Annotated in this window: 3 protein-coding genes; 2 read left to right on the top strand and 1 reads right to left on the bottom strand. The window is 64.0% G+C overall.

All coding sequences use genetic code 11. The annotated features are described in order from the left end of the window. Positions 1–367: 367 nt before the first annotated feature. A complete protein-coding gene (locus HB677_RS18135; RefSeq protein ID WP_213817145.1) occupies positions 368–769 on the bottom strand; it encodes a helix-turn-helix domain-containing protein in 402 nt (133 codons plus the stop codon). 43 nt (positions 770–812) lie between these two features. Here HB677_RS18135 and HB677_RS18130 point away from each other — a divergent pair, with 43 nt between their 5' ends. Together HB677_RS18130 and HB677_RS18125 are read left to right on the top strand one after the other, a co-directional pair. Next, positions 813–1,664, top strand: a complete 852-nt coding sequence (locus HB677_RS18130; RefSeq protein ID WP_213817144.1) for an enoyl-CoA hydratase/isomerase family protein — start codon at positions 813–815, stop codon at positions 1,662–1,664. 183 nt (positions 1,665–1,847) lie between these two features. Beyond that, positions 1,848–2,786 carry an alpha/beta hydrolase fold domain-containing protein gene (locus HB677_RS18125; RefSeq protein WP_213817143.1) on the top strand — a complete coding sequence of 313 codons (939 nt, stop codon included), beginning with the start codon at positions 1,848–1,850 and terminating at the stop codon, positions 2,784–2,786. Positions 2,787–2,822: the final 36 nt, after the last annotated feature.

Raw genomic sequence — 2,822 nt, 5'->3', positions numbered from 1 at the left:
CGACGGTGAGGGTGTGCCGGATCTGGACGGGCCGGTTCGGAGCACTTTGTAGCGAAACTCAGGACCAGCTTTGTGGAGCGATTCTTTCCCTCGGGGTTGAGTTTCGGTCGATTCAAGACAGGGGTCATCTCCTCGGATACGCGCGCGTGTCCACCAACGAACAAGACGTCGCCCTGCAGGCCGACGCGTGTGAAGTTCGTCGGTCGATGGCGGTGTTCTGTGATCGCTTCGTGGCGCGGTTGCCGATGACGAGGATGCTGGGGTCGGCTTCCATGACATCGTCGGTGATGGTTTCCAGTTCGTTGAACTTAAGCACTCGGGCTACCGGGGTGGGGGCAGGCGAGGAGGTGCGGACTCGGGCCGACAGTTAGAGAGTGTCTGGGCGTCCGTCATATGCATCCCTGTGTCGTTCGACTTCGGCGAGGTGGTCGGCCGTCCAGGCGCGCAGCATCAAAAAGGGCTCCTGAAGCGTTCGACCCAGCGGCGTGATCCGGTATTCCACAGCGACGGGGCGTTGCTGCAGCACCCGGCGCTCGACGAGGCCGTTGCGCTCCAACCGTCGCAGTGACTGCGTCAACGGCTTTTGAGTGATCCCGTCGAACTCTCTCTTGAGTTCGTTGAAGCGTCGCGGCTGTTCGCACAATGTGGTCAACAGCAACTGGCCCCACTTGTCCAGGAGCTGATCCAGGAGCTCGCGCTGCGGGCCGACGATGGTCTTGAGGTCAGCGTGGCCTTCGGGGGCACTAGGTTTCGTTGAAGTAACTGCCATGCACCAGGTATACCAGAGATACTGCAAATCTGATAGGAATCTCATGACCCAACAGCCCCTGACCACCCTCCACCTCAAGCGCCAGGACGGAGTTTTATGGGTCTCGATTGATGTCCCACCCGTCAACCTGATGACGGCCCAGCTCCTGCTCGACCTTGACGCCGTCGCTGCATCGGCCGAGAACGATCCCGACCTGCACGTCATCGTGGTCCAAAGTGCTAACCCCGAGTTCTTCATGGCACATGGCGACCTGACATTCGTCGAGAACCCTGAGACGTACGCCGCCCTCCCGATCGCGGAAGAGACGCTCGTCGGAACCGGCCCGATGATGCGGCTCCACGAACGCTGGCGGCTTCTGCCCCAGACCACCATCGCGAAGGTCGCAGGACTTGCCCGTGGCGGCGGCCCCGAGATGATCTCCAGCCTGGACCTCCGCTTCGCAGCGCTCGAAAGCGCCAAGTTTGGCCAGTTTGAGACCCTGACGGGCATCGTCCCCGGAGCAGGCGCGACGGCTCACCTGCCTCGCCTCGTCGGTCGCGCTCGTGCACTCGAGATCGTTCTCACAGGCGCGCTCATCGACGCCGCGACCGCCGAACGCTGGGGATGGGTAAACCGAGCCCTTCCCGCCGCCGAACTGGACGCTTACGTCGACTGGGTCGCACAGACCATCGCCAACCTGCCCGCAGGCGTTCGCGTCGCAGCAACCAAGGCAATCGACGCCGCCGAGGGTCCGCTTGAAGATGCACTGCGCGCGGAGAACCACTACCTCGGGGAAACGTTCAACAGCGTTTCCGGAGGGCTCGCGAAGGCAGCGCTCGAGGCCGGCGCCCACACGCGCGAGGTTGAACTCAAGCTCGAAGAGGTCCTGCGGGCAAACCTCGCCCACCTTTCCTGAACATTGCTCTGCGGTGCCGGAATGCAGAAGTCCACGCCCTCCGAGCTCGGCGCTTGCGCGCCGGCCAACACTCGGGGTACCGCACGCGGCGTCAGGCATGACCTGGGCATGCTTCGAGCTCTGCTTCGGCATCCGAACCTATCGGGCGCGCCCCGGCCGCGACCCAAATCTTAAGGAGAACCAATGACCGAATACCGTCTCGACGACCAGTTCGCGCAGGCAATCGCGCAACTCCCTCCGGAGTTCATGAACACGCCGGAGCCTCCCGCGAATGATGTGCGGGCGTTGAGAGATGTAATCAATTACCAGTACACCGAGATGGGTAGGCTCGCGCCGCCCGTCCCGAACGGTGTCAACCGAGAGGACGTCTGCATTCCCGTTGGTGACGGCGTCACGCTCGAGGCCCGCTGGTACACCAAGGGCGGCTCAAGTCCCGGCTCCGCCGTCGTCTACGCTCACGGAGGCGGTCAGGTGGCCGGCACCCTCGATCACTACGACCGCAGAATGCGAGTCTACGTCGCTGAGACGTCCGTCCCCATCCTGTCAATCGGCTACCGCGTCGCGCCCGAGGGAAAAGGTCAGCAGCTCAGCGAGGACGTTTTCGCCGGGGTGATGTGGTTGATCGAGCACGAAGACCGGCTAGGGGTAGATCCTGCCCGCATTGCTGTGATGGGTGACAGCGGCGGCGGGGGGCTCGCGGCGGCGGCCGCCGTGATGGCGAGGGATCGTGGAATCAAGATCGCCCAGCAGATCCTGATCTACGCCATGCTCGACGACAGGGTCGCCACCGCCAGCGACGCCCTCGCGCCCTTCCTCGCATGGACCGCGACCATGAATGCGACCTCCTGGAAAGCCCGCGCCGACGGTCCGGTCTCGGAGACGACCTCTCCCGCGCGCCTGATCGACGCCCGCGGTCTGGCGGCGGCGTACATCGAGGTGGGCGATCTCGACCTCATGCGCGACGAGAGCATCGCCTATGCCCTGAAGTTGGCGGCCGCCGACGTCCCCCTCGAGCTCCACGTTCATCCCGGGACACCACATGCCTACGAATGGTTGGACGAGAGCGCAGCCGTAACTCAGCGCGCCCTGGCGGACCGCTACCGCGTCCTCCGCTCTCTTTGATGCTGACCATGGATGTGGCTGACGGGGAGGGCTAGC

Origin of the sequence: Glaciihabitans sp. dw_435, from assembly GCF_018449675.1 — a bacterium.
Taxonomy (GTDB): domain Bacteria; phylum Actinomycetota; class Actinomycetes; order Actinomycetales; family Microbacteriaceae; genus Glaciihabitans.
Note: the sequence above shows the minus strand (reverse complement) of the source record. Positions and strands in the feature narration are given on the sequence as shown.